General features: G+C 72.7%; 14 protein-coding genes. 12 read left to right on the top strand and 2 right to left on the bottom strand.

Annotated elements, in window-relative coordinates:
* Positions 1 to 185 precede the first annotated feature (185 nt).
* The gene (locus tag AB0I42_RS19315) at positions 186 to 1,067 is read left to right on the top strand and encodes a sugar ABC transporter permease (protein ID WP_357538891.1); all 882 of its coding nucleotides are present in this window, start codon (positions 186 to 188) and stop codon (positions 1,065 to 1,067) included.
* A gap of 63 nt (positions 1,068 to 1,130) precedes the next feature.
* On the opposite strand, the gene AB0I42_RS19310 is transcribed toward AB0I42_RS19315, so the two are convergent.
* Together AB0I42_RS19310 and AB0I42_RS19305 are read right to left on the bottom strand one after the other, a co-directional pair.
* The gene (locus tag AB0I42_RS19310; RefSeq protein ID WP_357538890.1) at positions 1,131 to 2,057 is read right to left on the bottom strand and encodes a MerR family transcriptional regulator; all 927 of its coding nucleotides are present in this window, start codon (positions 2,055 to 2,057) and stop codon (positions 1,131 to 1,133) included.
* Positions 2,058 to 2,199: 142 nt separating this feature from the next.
* The gene (locus tag AB0I42_RS19305) at positions 2,200 to 2,832 is read right to left on the bottom strand and encodes a TetR/AcrR family transcriptional regulator (RefSeq protein ID WP_357538889.1); all 633 of its coding nucleotides are present in this window, start codon (positions 2,830 to 2,832) and stop codon (positions 2,200 to 2,202) included.
* A gap of 100 nt (positions 2,833 to 2,932) precedes the next feature.
* Here AB0I42_RS19305 and AB0I42_RS19300 point away from each other — a divergent pair, with 100 nt between their 5' ends.
* The 11 genes from AB0I42_RS19300 to AB0I42_RS19250 all read left to right on the top strand — a co-directional run bounded on the left by AB0I42_RS19300 (position 2,933) and on the right by AB0I42_RS19250 (position 15,723).
* Positions 2,933 to 3,979, top strand: a complete 1,047-nt coding sequence (locus tag AB0I42_RS19300; protein ID WP_357538888.1) for a hypothetical protein — start codon at positions 2,933 to 2,935, stop codon at positions 3,977 to 3,979.
* A 177-nt stretch (positions 3,980 to 4,156) separates the two neighbouring features.
* Positions 4,157 to 5,419 carry a sedoheptulose 7-phosphate cyclase gene (locus AB0I42_RS19295; protein WP_357538887.1) on the top strand — a complete coding sequence of 421 codons (1,263 nt, stop codon included), beginning with the start codon at positions 4,157 to 4,159 and terminating at the stop codon, positions 5,417 to 5,419.
* Positions 5,416 to 5,850, top strand: coding sequence for a cupin domain-containing protein (locus tag AB0I42_RS19290; protein WP_357538886.1), 435 nt, complete (start codon positions 5,416 to 5,418; stop codon positions 5,848 to 5,850). The genes AB0I42_RS19295 and AB0I42_RS19290 overlap by 4 nt, the downstream gene beginning before the upstream one ends.
* Complete coding sequence (locus tag AB0I42_RS19285) at positions 5,847 to 7,154, top strand: aminotransferase class III-fold pyridoxal phosphate-dependent enzyme (RefSeq protein ID WP_357538885.1); 1,308 nt, start codon at positions 5,847 to 5,849, stop codon at positions 7,152 to 7,154. The genes AB0I42_RS19290 and AB0I42_RS19285 overlap by 4 nt, the downstream gene beginning before the upstream one ends.
* Positions 7,151 to 8,170, top strand: coding sequence for an ATP-binding cassette domain-containing protein (locus tag AB0I42_RS19280; protein ID WP_357538884.1), 1,020 nt, complete (start codon positions 7,151 to 7,153; stop codon positions 8,168 to 8,170). Before AB0I42_RS19285 ends, AB0I42_RS19280 begins: the two co-directional genes overlap by 4 nt.
* Positions 8,167 to 9,000 (top strand): ABC-2 family transporter protein, encoded by an 834-nt coding sequence (locus AB0I42_RS19275; protein WP_357538883.1) that lies wholly within the window; start codon positions 8,167 to 8,169, stop codon positions 8,998 to 9,000. Before AB0I42_RS19280 ends, AB0I42_RS19275 begins: the two co-directional genes overlap by 4 nt.
* 97 nt (positions 9,001 to 9,097) lie before the next feature.
* Entirely contained in the window at positions 9,098 to 9,913 is an 816-nt protein-coding gene (locus tag AB0I42_RS19270; protein WP_357538882.1) for an ABC-2 family transporter protein, read from the top strand.
* Between the two features lie 2 nt (positions 9,914 to 9,915).
* Positions 9,916 to 11,370: a hypothetical protein gene (locus tag AB0I42_RS19265; protein ID WP_357538881.1), complete on the top strand. Its 1,455-nt coding sequence runs from the start codon at positions 9,916 to 9,918 to the stop codon at positions 11,368 to 11,370.
* 2 nt (positions 11,371 to 11,372) lie between these two features.
* The gene (locus AB0I42_RS19260; RefSeq protein ID WP_357538936.1) at positions 11,373 to 13,517 is read left to right on the top strand and encodes a glycogen/starch synthase; all 2,145 of its coding nucleotides are present in this window, start codon (positions 11,373 to 11,375) and stop codon (positions 13,515 to 13,517) included.
* The gene (locus AB0I42_RS19255; RefSeq protein WP_357538880.1) at positions 13,514 to 14,617 is read left to right on the top strand and encodes a sugar phosphate nucleotidyltransferase; all 1,104 of its coding nucleotides are present in this window, start codon (positions 13,514 to 13,516) and stop codon (positions 14,615 to 14,617) included. The genes AB0I42_RS19260 and AB0I42_RS19255 overlap by 4 nt, the downstream gene beginning before the upstream one ends.
* On the top strand, positions 14,614 to 15,723 hold the full coding sequence (locus AB0I42_RS19250; protein WP_357538879.1) for an ROK family protein: 1,110 nt from the start codon (positions 14,614 to 14,616) through the stop codon (positions 15,721 to 15,723). Before AB0I42_RS19255 ends, AB0I42_RS19250 begins: the two co-directional genes overlap by 4 nt.
* Positions 15,724 to 15,734 lie beyond the last annotated feature (11 nt).

Below are 15,734 nucleotides of genomic sequence, written 5' to 3'. Positions count from 1 at the left end.
AGTGAGCGAGCGCAGCGAGTGAGCCCCGCAGTGGCGCGCAATGGCCGGGTGGGTGTGAGCGCGAGGAGTGAGCGAGCGCAGCGAGTGAGCCCCGCAGTGGCGCGCAATGGCCGGGTGGGTGTGAGCGCGAGGAGTGAGCGAGCGCAGCGAGTGAGCCCCGCAGTCGCGAACGAAGGTGGGCAGCGGTGAGCGCGAGCGCTGTTTCCACGAAGCCGGCCCGGCGGCGACGGTGGTTCGCGGACGTGGGGTGGCGGCACACGGTGCTGCTGGTCTCGCTGGCGTTCGCGCTGTTCCCGATCGTCTTCGTGGTCTCGGCGGCGGTCAACCCGCTGGGTACGCTCTCGTCGACCGACCTGCTGCCCACCGGTGCCTCGTTCGGCAACTTCGCCGACCTGTTCCGGAACACGGCCTTCGAGTGGTGGTTCCTCAACTCGCTGCTGATCGCGAGCGTGTCGGCGGCCGTGTCGGTGTTCCTGTCCGCGCTGGCCGCGTACGCGTTCAGCCGGATGCGGTTCAAGGGCCGGCGGGTCGGCCTGCTCTCGCTGCTGCTGATCCAGATGTTCCCGCAGTTCCTGGCGATCGTGGCGATTTTCCTGATCTTCACGAGGGTCACCGACCTGTGGCCGGCGATCGGCTTCAACACCCCGTGGGGCCTGCTGCTGCTCTACCTCGGTGGCGCGCTCGGCGTGAACACCTGGCTGATGAAGGGCTTCTACGACACGCTGCCCCGCGAGTTGGACGAGTCGGCGACGATGGACGGCGCCTCGCACACCCAGGTGTTCTTCCGGATCATGTTGCCGCTGGTGGCGCCGATCCTCGCCGTCACGGCGCTGCTGGCGTTCATCGGCACGATCAACGAGTTCCTGATCGCCAACGTGTTCCTCACCAGCCCGGAGTCGAAGACGCTGTCGGTCGGCATGTGGGGTCTGGTCGCGGGGGAGCGGAACAACAACTTCGGCATCTTCTGTGCCGGTACGTTGCTGACCGCCGTCCCGACGGTGCTGGTCTTCCAGTTCCTGCAGCGCTACATCGTGTCCGGCCTGACGGCCGGGGCGGTCAAGGGCTGACCCACGCCGGTCGGGGCGGCCGGCCCGCGCGTGTTGGCGTCGCGCGGGCCGGCCGTCGGCCGGTCAGCCGGGGTGGGCGGCGAGGGCCTGGTAGACCCAGGCCCAGACCGGGCTCACCGCCGGGTACGGCGGCCACCCGTTGACGACCGCCATCAGTTGCCAGTAGTGCGCCGGCCGTGGGTCGGCGCCGAGTTCCCAGGTGTCGAGCAGTTGCCGCCGGTACGCCGGGTCGTCGGTCCGGCCGACGGCTTCGGCGTACGCGGCGACGACCCGGTCGATGATCTGGCCGGCCTCGGCCGACGCCGGGTCGATGCCGCCGGCCTGGGCCGGTCCGGCGAGTTCGTCGACGAGTTCGGCGACGGCTCGCGCCGGTTCGGCCTCGACCGGGACGACCGGCTGCGAGGTCTCCCCGAACGACTTCTCGCTCATCCGGCGGAGCAGACCGCGGAAGTCCGGGTCACGGACCAGTTCGGACAGTTCGAGCCAGGCGTCGAGCTGAGCGTCGGTCGGGTCGTCGGGCAGCTCGGGTCTGGTCCGCCGCAGCATCCCCTCGAACTCCGGGTCGACCGGTATGCCGGTGAAGATGCTGTCCAGGAACTCGTCGATGATCCGTCGCCGGTCGTCGGCGGTGGCTTGGGCGATCTGGTTCATCCGGTCTACCTCCTGTGGGGTCGGTTGGCGGCGAGCCAGCGCGCGCAGTACGGCCCGCCGTACCCGCAGCAGCCGGATCTGCGCGTCGACCGCCTCGGCGTGCCGGGCGACGACCTGGGTCAGGTCGGCCTGGCGGTCGAGGACCTGCCGGATGGTGGCCAGGTCGAGGCCGAGTTCGCGCAGGGTCCGGACGAGGTCCAGGCGCGCCGCGGCCTGCGCGTCGTAGCGGCGGTGTCCGCTGTGGGTGCGGGCCACCTCCGGTACGAGGCCGAGGTCGGAGTAGTAGCGGACGGTCTTGACCGACAGTCCGCTGCGCCGGGCCAGCTCGCCGATGTGCATGCGTTCGATGCTCGGACCTCCCCCCACTGGAGTTGCAACCCCGCGCCGCGCCGCCGTCCCCGCTGTCCTCGCCGCCGTCGAACCGATGCGCTGATCAAGGAGTCGTTGCCACGATCGTGCCCCGTTTTGCCCGTTACATCACCTAGATCGACGGGGCCGGGTGGCGGGCGGAGGCCGGATCCGGGGGTGGGGGAAGAAGGGCGCGGACGCCGGTCAGGAAGGTCTGGTGGTCGGGGGTGCCGGTCAGCAGCCGCTGCAGGGCGTAGCCGGGGATCATGCCGAGCAGGACGTGGCCGACCGCCGTGACGTCGGTGTCGGCCGCCAGTTCACCCCGGTCGCGGGCCTGCCGGGCCAGCGTGGTGAAGAACTCGCGGAGCCGGGGATAGCGGTCGGCGACCAGGGCGGCCACGGTTCGGTCGTGCATCGCCTCCGACCACACCTGGACGGCCAGGCGGAACATGCCGTCCGGGCCGAGTTGCGTGTCGACCACCGCCAGTACCCGGTCCATCGCCTCGATCAGCGGGTACTGCGGCTCGTGTGCGGCGATGGCGTTGAACTGCTGGCCGATGCCGTCGACGGTCTGTCCGGCGATGGCGGCGACGATCTCGTGTTTGCTGGTGAAGTAGCGGTAGACCGCGCCGACCGACAGCCCCGCCTCGGTGATCACGTCCTGCATCGACGTCTGGTGGAAGCCGTTGCGCAGGAAGCATCGGCGGGCCGCGTCGAGGATCTGCTGTCGGCGGGCGGCCAGGTGCTGCTCGGATACGCGTGGCATGACGCACAGCGTAAAACGAGGGTTCGTTTCTTGACGGTCGGTCACCTCGGGGGCACTCTGGAGGCGTAAAAGAACGAGCGTTCGTTTTAAGGAGATGGTCATGGCCCGCCGCCAGCCGCCGCCGGTTCTGCTCGCCGTACTGATCGGGATCGCCGCCGTTGCTCTTCAGGCGCTGCTCGTACCGCTGTTCGCCGGACCCGCCGCGAACCTTCAACCGCGCGACCTGCCGATCGTCGTCGCCGGACCACCGGAGGCGACCGCCGCGATCACCGCTCGGATGGAGCAGGCCCTGCCCGGCGGGTTCGAGATCATCGTGCGCCCCGACGCGGCGGCGGCGGACCAGGCCCTGCGCGACCGGGAGGCGTACGGTGCCGTGGTGGTCGGCCCGGACGGGCCGGTCCTGCACACCGCGTCGGGGGCCAGCCCGACGGTGGCCACCCTGCTCGTCCAGGCCGCCGGGCAGCTCGGCGACGGCCGGCCGGTGCCGGTGGTCGACGTCGTGCCCGGCGACCCCGACGACCCCCGGGGCGGCGGATTCGCCGGCGGGTTCCTGCCGCTGGTGATGACCAGCCTGGTCGCCGCCGCCGCGCTGACCCTGGCGGTCCGGTCCCGGCCGGTACGGCTGGCCGGCCTGCTGACGTACGGCGTGCTGGCCGGCCTCGCCGGGGCGGCCGTACTGCAGTTCTGGCTCGGCGTGCTGCCCGGCGGCTACCCGCTGAACGCCGCCGTCATCGGCCTCACCGCGCTGGCCGTCGCGGCCACCGTCGCCGGGCTCGGTTCACTGCTCGGCCTGCCGGGCATCGGTCTCGGTGCGTTGATCGTGTTCCTGGTGGGCAACGCCCTGTCGGCGGTCGGTGCGGCCCCGGAGCTGCTTCCGCAGCCGTGGGGCACGGTCGGGCAGTGGCTGCCGGTGGGAGCCGGCGGCACCCTGCTGCGCTCGGCGGCGTTCTTCGACGGGGCGGGCGGCGCGCAACCGGCGTGGATCCTGGCCGGCTACGTGCTGGTCGGGCTGGTGCTCCTGCTGGTCGGGCGGGCGGTGCCCGCCGTACCCGGGCGGTCGGTGGACCGGCCGGCCGAACCCGGCGACCCGGCCGCGTCCGGTGTGCCGGTGGCGACGTCCGGCGGGCCGGCGGTGACCCGGGGCTGAGCCCCGGTGGGGTCCGACGATCCGCTCCCGGATCGGCCGTTAGGTGGAAGCCGGCTAGCAAGATTTTGCAGACTTTACGCAAGACTCTTGCATCGATGAGGGGCGTCAGCCTAGATTCGCCTTCTCGTATCTCACGGTCGATGTCCCATCGCCGGCTCGCGTCACGAGGAGTTGGACGTGTCCATCAGCGCGCCTACGACCGGCGTACGGGCTGACGCCACCGGATTCTCGCTCCACGCCGCGGACGGCACCGCCTACCGGGTCGAACTCACGATGGACCTGTTCGCCCCGGGGAATCCGCTGCTGCGCGACCGCCTGGCCGGTCGGCGGGTCGTCGCCTACGTCGGCCCGACCGTGAACCGGCTGTACGGCGAGCGGATCCGGGCCTACCTGCGGGACCGGTTGTCGCCGGGAAGCTGGACCGTCCACATGGTACGAACCGGCGAGCGCTTCAAGACGCTCGCCTCGGTCGAGCGGATCGGCGCCCTGGCCAAGGCCGACGGGCTCGATCGGCACGGGGTGATGCTCGCCGTCGGCGGCGGCGTCCTGTGCGACCTGGTCGGGTTCGCCGCCGCCACCTACGCCCGCGGGGTGCGGTACGTCAAGGTCAACACCACCCTGGTCGGACAGGTGGACGTCGGCGTCGGGATCAAGACCGGGGTGAACGCCTTCGGCAGCAAGAACATGCTCGGCGCCTACCACCCGGCGTACGCCTCGATCAACGACCCGGCGTTCCTGCGTACCCTGCCGGACCGGGAGATCCGCTGTGGACTCGGCGAGATCGTGAAGATGGCCGTGATCAGGGACCGGGCGCTCTTCGAGACCCTGGTGGAGCACCCCGACGCCTTCCGGCCGCCACCGGACCGGGTCGGCCCGCCGGGCCCCGACGGCATGGACCGGGTGGACCCGCCGCGTCCCGACGGCGCGGTGGGTGGCCCGGCCGGGGTGGAGGACTACATCCTGCGCGCGGCGATGGAGTCGATGCTGCGCGAACTCTGCCCCAACCTGCGCGAGGAGAACCTGGCCCGGCTGGTCGACTTCGGCCACACCTTCGGGCCGGTGATCGAGACCGCCAGCGACTACCGCGTCGCGCACGGCGAGTCGGTGGCGATCGACATGGCCCTGTCCAGCCAGATCGCCCGGCTGCTCGGCCTGCTGTCCGAGGCGGACTGTGACCGGATCACCGACCTGCTGCTGCGGCTCGGCCTGCCGGTGCACGACGCGGCGACCTGCACCCCCGAACTGATGTGGCAGGCGCTGCGCGGCGCCTGGGAACGACGTGGCCGGCGGCTGCACCTGGTCGTACCCACCGGCATCGGTTCGGCCACCTTCGTAGACGACCTCGACGACCTGCCGGCCGGGGTGCTGGACAAGGCCCTGGTCGCGCTCGCCGCCGCCGGCCGGGCCGGGCGGCCGCGCCGGCTGGTGGTCGCCGGATGACCGGCCCCACGCCCGGTGCCGGAGAGCACGAGCCGGTGGTACGCCGTACCCGGGTCCCGAACCTGCACCGCGACCTGATGCGGGAGGTGACCGGCGACCACGGCGGGACCGGCACCATCCGGGTGCACCGCGCCTTCGACCGGGCGCACGCCCCGGCCGGGGTCGCCTTCGTCGACCTGGTGGTGCTGCCGCCCGGGACCTCGATCGGGCTGCACCGGCACGGCGACGACCAGGAGACGTACGTGATCCTGCGCGGCACCGGCCGGATGACGCTGGACGGCGACACCTTCGACGTGACGACCGGCGACGTCGTGGTCAACCGGCCGTACGGCGAACACGGCCTGGCCAACAGCGGCGCCGACGACCTGCACCTGCTCGTCTTCGAGATCGCGCCGATGGGCGCGCCCGCACCCGGACCGGAGCCGGCGTGACGGGGCCCGGCCCCCGGCAGGTGGAGTTGCTGGCCCGGGAGGCGGCGCACCTGGCGCCCGGCGCCTCCGAGGAGGCCGCCCTCGGCGGCCGGGTCTTCGTCTCCGGGCGCGGCGCGGTGCTGGTCGACGCCGACGGCAACGAATACCTGGACTTCGCCGCCGGCACCCTGACCCAGTCGCTCGGGCACTGCCACCCCGAGGTGGTCGCCGCCCTGACCGAGCAGGCGGGTCGACTGTGGAACGTGCACGACTTCGCGACCGCCGACCGGGCGGCGCTCTGCGAACTGCTCGCCGAACTGCTGCCGGAACACCTGACCACGCTGGCGTTCTTCTCCACCGGTGCCGAGGTGGTCGAGGCGGCGCTGCGTACGGTCCAGGCGGTCGCCGAACCCGGCCGCAACCGGGTCGGCGCGCTGCGGTACGGCTTCCACGGCAAGACGCAGGGCGCGCGGATGCTTGTGCACTGGGACGTCGGCCACCAGTCGTTCGCCGGCAACAGCGTGCTCGGCTACTCGCCGTACTGCTACCGCTGCCCGCTGGAGCTGACCTACCCGTCGTGCGACGTACGGTGCGCGAGCCTGGTCCGCCGGCACATCGCGGAGAAGCCGAACGTCAGCGCGCTGTTCTTCGAACCGGTCCTCGGGGCGGCCGGGGTGATCGTGCCGCCGCCCGGCTACTGGGAACAGATCGCCGCCGCCTGCCGGGACAACGGGGTGCTGCTGGTCGCCGACGAGGTGCTGACCGGTGGCGGGCGTACCGGGTCGTTCCTGGCCAGCGAGGCGCTTGGGATACGGGCCGACCTGGTCGCGCTGTCGAAGGGGATGGCGTCGGGTTTCCCGTTCGCCGTGCTCGCCGGCACCGACGCGGTGCTCCGTTCGCCGGCCGCCGCGCGGGCCGGCTCGACCGCGTCGACGTACGCGAGCAACCCGCTGGGCATCGCCGCCGCCAAGGCGACCCTGTCGGTGCTGCGCCGGGACACCCTGGTCGACCGGGTACGGGTGCTCGGCGACCTGATGGCGCCACGGCTGGCGGAACTGCACGAGCGGTATCCGAACCTGGGTGACGTACGCGGCATCGGCCTGCTGCACGGGCTGGAGTTCGTGCACGACCGGCAGAGCCGGCGACCGGCTCCCGAACTCGCCCGCCGGGTCTATCAGGTGGCACTCGACCTCGGGCTGCGCACCGCCATCGGCGGCCACGTCATCCGGCTCGCCCCACCGTTCACGTTGGACGACGGGCAGTTGCGGCACGGGCTGGACCTGCTCGACCAGGCGATCGGCGCCGCGGTCGGTGAGCTGCGGTGATCGTCGCGGAGGGGCTGGTCAAGGAGTTCCGCCGCTACGAGCGCGGGCCGGGCCTGCGCGGCAGCCTGGCCGGCCTCTTCACCCGCCGCCACCAGATCGTGCGGGCGGTCGCGGGCGTGTCGTTCCGGATCCCGGCCGGCACCAGAGTCGCGTACGTCGGCGCGAACGGTGCCGGCAAGTCCACCACCATCAAGCTGCTGACCGGCATCATGCGCCCGACCGCCGGCCGGTGCCTGGTCGACGGGCGGGAACCGTACCGGGAGCGGCGGGCCACCGCGACGGTGATCGGTGCCGTCTTCGGCCACCGCAGCCAACTCTGGTGGGACCTGCCGGTCGGTGACTCGTTCCGGATCCTGCGCCGCATCTACGACATCCCGGACCCGGTCTACCGGCGCAACATGGCCCGGTTCCGCGAACTGCTCGACCTCGACGCCCTCGGTACGACCCCGGTCCGGCAGCTCAGCCTCGGCCAGCGGATGCGGGCCGAGGTGGCGGCGAGCCTGCTGCACGACCCGGCCGTGGTCTTCCTCGACGAGCCGACCATCGGGCTGGACCTCACCCTCAAGGAGGCCGTCCGGGCGTTGATCAACCAGGTCAACGCGGAGCTGGGTACGACGGTCATGCTGACCAGCCACGACATCGGCGACATCGGCTCGATCTGCGACCAGGTGCTGGTCGTCAACGAGGGCGCCGTGGTGCACCAGGGCAGCATGGCCGACCTGCTGTGTACGGCGGACACCCGCACGGTTGTCTTCGACCACGGGGCGGACCGGCCGGTGGCCGGCGCGCTGGCCCTGCTGGAGACCGGGCTGCCCGGGGTGCGTGCGGTGCCGGACGGTCCGGGCCGGATCAGGGTCGACTTCCCGGTGCCGCGCTGGTCGGTCCGGCAGGTGATGGCGTTCGTGCTCGAACACTTCGACGTCACCGAGTGCTTCGCCCCCGAACCGGACCTGGAGACCGTGTTGCGCCGGGTCTACGCCACCCGGGCCACCGTCGCCACCGGCGGCTCCGGATGACCGCGCCGGCCGTTCCGGCCCGGCGGACCGGTGCCGGCCCACGGCGCTACCTGCCCTACGTCACCAGTGGTCTGCAGGGCCTCTTGCAGTACCGGATCACGTTCCTGGTCAGCGGCATCACGGCAGCGGTCACCGCCGGACTGCTGGCGTACCTGTGGCGGGAGGTGTTCGCCGCCCGCGACACGGTGGCCGGCTTCGACCTCGCCGGGATCACCACGTACGTCGTACTGGCCCAGGTGCTCGCCCTGCTCCAGAACAACCGGGTCGACGAGGGCGTCTCCGCCGAGATCAGCCGCGGTGACATCGCGGCGGTGCTGATCCGGCCGGTCAGCTATCCGGTGTCGAAGTTCTTCGCCAGCCTGCCGGTGTCGGTCGCCAACGCCGTCGTGGTCGGCGTGCCGGTGCTCGGCCTCTACGCACTGCTGCTGCCGCTGGCGGCGCCGACCTGGTCCGGGCTGGCCCTCTTCGGCCCGGCCCTGGTCGGTTCGGTGCTGATCGCGTACGCGGTGAACATGCTGGTCGGGCTGGCGGGCTTCGTCAGCACCAACGTGTGGGGGCTGCGGACGATCAAGGACAGCGCGGTGGCACTGCTGGCCGGGCAGCTCGTGCCGCTGGCCGTGATGCCCGAACCGATGGCGGCGGTGGCCCGGCTGCTGCCGTTCCACGGCATGGTCGACAGCCCGCTGCGGCTGCTGCTCGGCCGCTACTCCGGCGTCGGCGAGGCGGTCGGCATCCTGGCCGTGCAGCTCGGCTGGGCGGTCGCCCTGCTCCTGGCGGTGGCCGTCGTCTGGCGGCTCGCGATCCGCCGGCTCGAGGTGCAGGGCGGATGACCGAGCGCAGCGAGGGCATCGTCGGGCTCAGCGTTAAGTCATTCGCTCGCCGAGCGCAGCGAGGTGGGCGGATGACCTCGCGCAGCGAGGTGGGCGGATGACCGGGCGCAGCGGGTTGGGGACGGCGCTCTGGTACGTCCGGCTCACCTGGTTCCTCAGCGGGGTCAGCCTGCACCGGCTGGCCGTGTACCGGGCCGATTTCCTGATCGGGGCCGGCAGCCTGGTGGTCCGGGTCGCCTGCCAGCTCGCGCTGCTCGGGATCATCTTCCAGCAGGTGCCGGCGCTGGCCGGCTGGAGCTATCACCAGGTCCTCTTCCTGACCGGCTTCGCGCTGCTGCCCCGGGCCCTGGACCGGCTCTTCACCGACCAGCTCTGGATCCTCTCCCGCGACCTGGTCCGGACCGGCGACTTCCACCGCTACCTGCTGCGGCCGACGAGCCCGCTCTACACCCTGCTGTCGGAGCGGTTCCTGCACCCGGACGGCTTCGGCGAGCTGGTCATCGGACTGGCCGTGGTCGGCACCGCGGCGGCCCGGCTCGACCTGACCCTCACTCCGGTGCAGTGGCTGTTGCTGCCGCTGCTGGTGCTCTGCGGCGCGCTCATCACCACCTCGATCAAGGTCGTGTTCGCCGCCCTCTCGTTCTGGACCACCACCAGTTTCGCGGCGGTGGTCGCGGCCAGCCAGCCCGGCGACCTCAGCGGCTATCCGCTCGACCTGTTCCACCCGTCGCTGCGCCGGCTGCTGACCTGGCTGCTGCCGTACGCCTTCACCGCCTACGTGCCGGTGTCCTACCTGCTCTTCGACCGCTCCGACCTGCTGCTGTGGCTGCCGCTGGTCACCGCCGCCGCGCTGACCGTGGCCGGCGTGGTGTGGCGGCGGGGCGTCGACCGCTTCGAGATGACCGGGAGCTGACGATGCGTACCGACATCCCCGCCGACGTCACCGCCCTGCTGCGCACGGCGCCGTGGCTGGACGAACAACTACGCCCGGGCCCGTTCCGGGTGCTCGACCAGGCGGTGCTGGGGTCGTCCCGGCTGCTGGTCGTCGCGCCCGAGGTCGGCTCCGTCCGCTACTTCGTACCCGTGCTCGACGCCGATCCGGGGCGGGAGGCGACCCGTACCGACGACCATGACCGGGCCGTCGTCGGGGCACTGCGGGACGGGCTGCGGCTGCCGACCGCCGCCGGCAACGTCGTCGAGTTCGACGGCACGCCGCCGCCGTACCGGGGCGGGTTGCCGTTCGCCCCCGGCTGGTCCTCCAACGCACTGTCCCTCGTGGACCTCGGCGGGGCGGCGCACGTGCACAAGGCGTACCGGCGGCTGTCGGCCGGCACCCGGGAACCCCGGATGATGCGGCTGATGGGCCCCGGCGGGCGGACCCAGCGCTGGGTCGGCGCCTACCACTACGTGGAGCGCGACACCGGCCGGCGGCTGCCGCTCGGCGTCGTCTACGCGTACGCCGACGGTGACGGGCTCGACCTGCCGCTGCGGCACAGCATCCGGGCGATGTGGCCGTTGCTCGCCGCCGGTGCCGGGGTCGCCGCCGCGGTCGACACCGTGCAGCGCGACCTGGTCGACCGGCTGCCCGAGGCCGGTCGCTTCCTGCGGGCCTTCCACGACGAACTGGCGGCCCGGCTCGGCCCGGCCCCGGACTTCCCGGCGGAACGCTTCGTGGCCGAGACCGCCGCCCGGGTGGCCCGGCTCAACCCGCTGATCCTCGCCGACGACCGGCACCCCGGGCCGGTACGCGCCGCCGTCGCCGCCGCCCTCGCCGACGAACTCGCCCGGCAGGCCACGGCCGCGCCCGGAAGCTGGCCGTCCGGCGCCACCCACGGCGACCTGCACCTGTCGCACTTCCTGCGGGCCGAGACCGGCGCCGGCTGGCGGATGTGCCTGATCGACCTGTCCACCCCGGCGGTCGACCCCGCCGACCCGGACCACGCCGACCAGTCACCCTGGCAGGACCTGGTGTCGCTGCTGCGCGGGCTGGAGATCTTCACCGCCGACGAGTTCGCCCACCAGGCCGCCATCGACCTCGACACCGACGGCGACGAGACCTGCCGTACGGCGCTGCTGCTCACCGCCGGGCACGCGCCGGACACCGCCGGCTGGACCGCCGACCGGCTGGCCGTCCTGCGCCGGTCGCAGGCGGCGGCGCAGCTCTGGGCCCGGCGGGTTCGGCGGCTGCTGATCGCCGGGTACGCCGACCCCGGCACCGAACCCGAGCGGCAGCCGGCCTGGCGGATGTTCCGGCTGCGCCGGCTGGTCCACGAACTCGACTACGCGTACGCGCACGACATGCCGTACCACGCGGCGATCAACCTGCGGCACGCGCTGGAGACGCTGCGGCCGGCGACCGGGGAAGGGTGAGCATGCACGTCATCGAGACGTACTTCGAATGCGGAGGCTTCGACCACCGGTTCATCCAGGGCGGCACGTCGGTCTACCTGTGGCAGCTGTCGAGCGCGCTGACCCGGCTCGGTCAGCGGGTCTCGATCGTCACCCCGGCCCACGGCCGCCTCGACGACCTGCGCCGGCTGCACGACGTCGAGACGCTCGACCACGTCGACGAGTACGAGCTGCCGATCCCGCTCGAGCCGAAGACGTGGGGGGAACGGTTCCCGGCCCGGGTCGACATCCCGCTACGGACCACCGCCCACCTGCTCCGGCTGGACGGCGTCGACCTCTACTTCCTCTCCAACGAACTGCTCGACCAGCTTCCGGACCGGTTCTATCCGGCGTACGAGACCAAGGGGCGGGACCTGGTCTTCTTCAAGCCGCTCGCCTATCAGGTCGCCGCCGTACGGTTCATCCGGCACCGGTTCGCCGGCGAGCGGGCGATCGTGCACGCGCACGAGCCGTACTACCACTACCTGATGCCGGCGGCGTTCGCGGCCGATCCGACCAAGCACGTGGTCAGCACGGTGCAGAGCAACATGCCGATCGGCAAGTCGCTGTGGCGGCCGGAGGTGGAACGGCTGCTGGAGTTTCTCGACGTGCCTCCCGGGGCGGTGCCCGGTGCCGATGAGCCGGCGACGGACCGGTCCGCGCACGTGGTCGCGATGAGCCAGTACCAGCAGCTCACCCACCTGCACTACGAATACCCGCGCGACCACGTCCGGATCTACGACCTGGTCGCCGAGCACGCCGACCTGGTCGACTTCCTGTCGCCCGGCCAGCGCGACTTCTACACCGACTTCGCCGACACCCCGTTCGAGCAGCTTTTCACCCTGCTACCGGTCGCGGAGACGGTCCGCCGCACCGCGCACAAGCAGTTCGTCGGCGGCTGCGCGGTCGGCGACAACTGGGTACGCGGCGAGCTGCCCGCCGTCGACCGGTCCGCCGTACTCGCCGAACTGGGCCTCGACCCGGCGCTGCCGACGTTCTTCCACAACGCCCGCCACGCGGTCAACCACAAGGGCCAGGTCGAGCTGATCAGGGCCGTCGACCGGGTGCTGACCGACGGTACGGCCGCCAACTTCGTCCTGCGCTGCCTCAGCGACGCCGGCATCCCCGACCCGCTCTTCCACGAGGTGGCGGCGAAGCACCCGGGCCGGGTCCACCTCCAGTGGTGGCGGGTCGACGACGACCAGCTCGTCCGCTACGCCACCAGCGCCGACTTCTGCCTCTTCCCGTCGAAGTTCGAGATGGACACGTTCCTGATCGCCCAGGGCGAGGCGATGGCGACCGGCGCCGTGCCGATCGCCACCGCCCAGCTCGGCATGGCGCACTTCGGGCACGTCGCCGACCCGGTCGACGGGCCGGACGCCGCGACGGCCACCGGCTTCGCCGTCAACCGGTCCTTCTACGAGGACGACCCGCTGCTCGTCGACGCCCTCGCCGACCGGATCCGGCGGGCCGTACGGCTCTGGCACCAGCGGCCGGAGGAGTACGAACGGTTGTCCCGCAACGCCGTCGACCGGGCACGGGAGTTCACCTGGGACCGGGCGGCCCACGCCCACCTGGCCGCGTTCGAACCGCTGTGGGCCGGACACGAACCGGTCCTGACGACGGAACGGCTGCTACGGCACGGCTGGTTCGACCTGCTGCCCGACGGCGCGTGGACGGACAGGTCGGTCGCCGACGCGGCCCTTCGGCTGGGCGACGCCGACGCCTACCGGCGCTGCGCACCGCTGACCGCCGCCGCCCTGACCGAACTCTTCGAGCGGGCCTGGGAACGCGCCGACTTCGGCCGCTGCGCCCGCTGCGTCGACCTGGCCGCCGACGACCATCCCGAACTGGCGCGGCGGCTCGGTGCGCGGCTGGCCGGGCGGTGCACGGTCTCCGACGGCCGGATCAGCTACCGGCTGGTCCACGCCGAACGGGTCGAACTGGTCGTACCCGACCTGGCCGCGCCGGAACGCGGCCGGCCCACCGTGGTCCGGCTGGAACCCGACGGCGAGGGCTTCACCGGCCCGCTGCCGGCCGGTGCCGGCGAACTGCACCTGCTGCTCACCCTGCGCAGCGGCCGGGCGACCTGGGACCGGGTGCCGGCCGGTGGGGCGGTGTCCCGATGACCGGCGGGGTACGCGCCGCGCTGCTCGCCGGCGGCGAGGGGCGCCGGATGGGCCGGCTCGGGACCGGACGGCTCAAGCCGCTGGTGCCGTTCGGCGGCGCCGGCCGGCTGATCGACTTCTCCCTCGCCAACGCCCGGGCGTCCGGGCTGGACCGGGTCCTGCTGCTGTCCCAGTACGCCGAACGGCAGCTCATGGACGACCTGCGGCACACCTGGTGGCGGCCCGGCTTCCGGGTGCACTTCGGCCCGTACGACGACGCGTACCGCGACGGACCGCCGGCGGAGCTGGAGCCGTTCTCCGGACCGCCGGAGCGGGGCACCGCCGACGCGCTGATCCGCAAGGCGCCGTACCTGTTCGAACCGGACGTGACCGAGGTGCTGGTGCAGCACGCCGACCACGTCTACCGCTTCGACTACGGCCCGATGATCGCCGCGCACCGGGCGAGCGGTGCCGTGCTCACCGTGTCGTACCAGCGGATCGAGCGTCGCTACGTGCACCTGTTCGGAATGGTCGAGTTCGACGCCGCCGACCGGCTGGTGTCCTTCGTGGAGAAACCGGCCGAACCGACCAGCGACCTCGTCTTCGCCGCGTTCTGCGTCTTCGACGCCAAGGTCCTGCACCACTACCTGGAACTGCTCGACGGCACCGGCTGGCAGCACGACATCAGCCGCGACGTCATCCCGGCCATGCTCGCCGCCGGCGAGGAGATCCGGGGGCACGAGGTGCCCGGCTACTGGGCGGACATCGGCACCGTCGAGCGCTACCACCGGGCCCACCTGGCCCTGGTCGACGACCCGCCGTCGATGCCGGTGGACACGATGCCGTGGGTGGTCGCCCCGGCGGTGGGCCGCGCGCTGGTGCCGGCCGCGCCGGGGATCAGCCGTAGCGTCGTACCCGGTGACCTGGTCAACCACGGCGAACTGGACCGGTGCGTGGTGTTTCCGGGGGCGCGCGTGAGCGCCGGCGCGCTGGTACGGCACAGCATCCTGCTGCCCGGCGCGGTGGTCCCGCCCGGAGCCCGCCTCGATTCGGCGATCGTGCTGGAGGACGGCTCCGTGCAGCTGGTCGAAGCGCCGTCCACACAGGACGTGGCAGGGTGACCGCGTACACCGTCGTGGACGTCGGCGGCACCACGCTGCGGGTGGGACGCTACGACAGCGACACCGACCGGGTCGACGACGTACGGCGGATGCCGACCGAGGGCATGGACCGGTATCCGGGTGAACCGGTGCCGGTGTTGCAGCGCCGGGTCGTCGGGCAACTGGTCGACGTCGCCGGGGCCGCCATGGCCCGGCACGGGGCGCGGCGTCTCGCGGTCGCGTTCGCCGGGCCGATCGACGCCGCCGGGCGGGTGACGGCCGCGCCGACCGTCTGGGGCCGGCGGGGTGATCCGCTGCCCCTTCGCGACCTGCTGCGGGAGCGGCTCGGCCGGCCGGTGACCGTGGTCAACGACCTCACCGCCGCCGCCTGGCGGTACGTCGGGGGAACCGACCAGGAGGCGTTCTGCCTGATCACGGTGAGCTCGGGGATCGGCAACAAGGTCTTCCGGGCCGGCGAGGTGCTGCTGCACCCCGACGGGCACGGCGGCGAACTCGGCCACTGGACGTGCGACCCGGCGCCGGACGCGATGCCGTGCGACTGCGGCGGCCGGGGCCACCTCGGCGCGGTCGCCTCCGGCCGGGGCGCCGTCGCCGCTGCCCGGCGCGCGGCGGTCGCCGATCCGGTGGGCTTCGGCGGCTCGGTGCTGGCCGGGGCGGAGTTGGACGCGGTGGCGCTGGCCGCGGCGGTGCGGGCGGATGACCCGTTCGCCACCGGCGTGCTGCGCGCCGGGCTGCGGCACCTGGCGACCGCCATCACCGCGGTCTTCGCCTCGATCGGGGTGCGGCGGTACGTCATCATCGGCGGCTTCGCGCTCGCCGTCGGCCCCCGGTACGCCGCCCTGCTCACCGAGGCGCTGCACCGGGCCGGCTGCTTCGGCCTGACCCCGGCGGAGATCGACGGGATGGTGATGCTCGGCGAGCCCGACGACGACCACGGCCTGATCGGCGCCGGCCGCCTCCTGACCGCCGCCCCTTATCCCCGCGATCTTGCACTTGTCGTCGCCCAAAACAGGGCAGAAGGGGGAGACAACCGCAAGATCGCGGGGGAGAGCGGCGCGGCGGGGGAGAGCGGGGACGGGGCGGGGGGTGTGGCGTGCGGGTTCTGATCGTCGGGAGT

The organism is Polymorphospora sp. NPDC050346 (assembly GCF_040655695.1).
Lineage (GTDB): Bacteria > Actinomycetota > Actinomycetes > Mycobacteriales > Micromonosporaceae > Polymorphospora > Polymorphospora lycopeni.
Note: the sequence above shows the minus strand (reverse complement) of the source record. Positions and strands in the feature narration are given on the sequence as shown.